Raw genomic sequence first — 611 nt, 5'->3', positions numbered from 1 at the left:
GTAAACGTGGGCACCATTGGTCACGTTGACCATGGTAAAACCACTCTAACTGCAGCTATTTCAGCAGTACTGGCTAAGACTTATGGTGGCGAAGTGAAAAACTTTGCTCAAATCGATAACGCTCCAGAAGAGCGTGAGCGCGGTATTACTATTAATACTTCTCACATCGAATATGACACACCAGCACGTCACTACGCACACGTAGACTGCCCAGGTCACGCTGACTATGTTAAAAACATGATCACTGGTGCTGCACAGATGGACGGCGCTATTTTGGTTGTGGCTTCAACAGACGGCCCAATGCCACAGACACGTGAGCACATCCTGCTTTCTCGTCAAGTTGGCGTACCATACATCATTGTGTTCATGAACAAGTGTGACATGGTAGATGACGAAGAATTACTGGAATTAGTAGAGATGGAAGTGCGTGAACTTCTGTCAGAATACGACTTCCCAGGTGATGATTTACCAGTAATCCAAGGTTCAGCTCTGAAGGCGCTTGAAGGCCAACCGGAGTGGGAAGCTAAGATCCTTGAGCTGGCAGCAGCACTTGATTCTTACATTCCAGAACCACAACGTGACATCGATAAGCCGTTCCTACTGCCAATCGA

At 47.3% G+C, this 611-nt stretch carries 1 protein-coding gene; it reads left to right on the top strand.

Features of this window, described 5'->3' with window-relative positions; genetic code table 11:
* A partial coding sequence (locus tag ACRN9H_RS19670; protein WP_432315890.1) for a GTP-binding protein occupies nt 1-611 on the top strand: 611 nt, incomplete at both ends.

Origin of the sequence: Shewanella sp. MF08487 (assembly GCF_050848685.1) — a bacterium.
In the GTDB taxonomy this organism is placed as follows: domain Bacteria; phylum Pseudomonadota; class Gammaproteobacteria; order Enterobacterales; family Shewanellaceae; genus Shewanella; species Shewanella glacialipiscicola.
The sequence above is the reverse complement of the archived record's forward strand: the minus strand, read 5'-3'. Positions and strand labels throughout refer to the sequence as shown.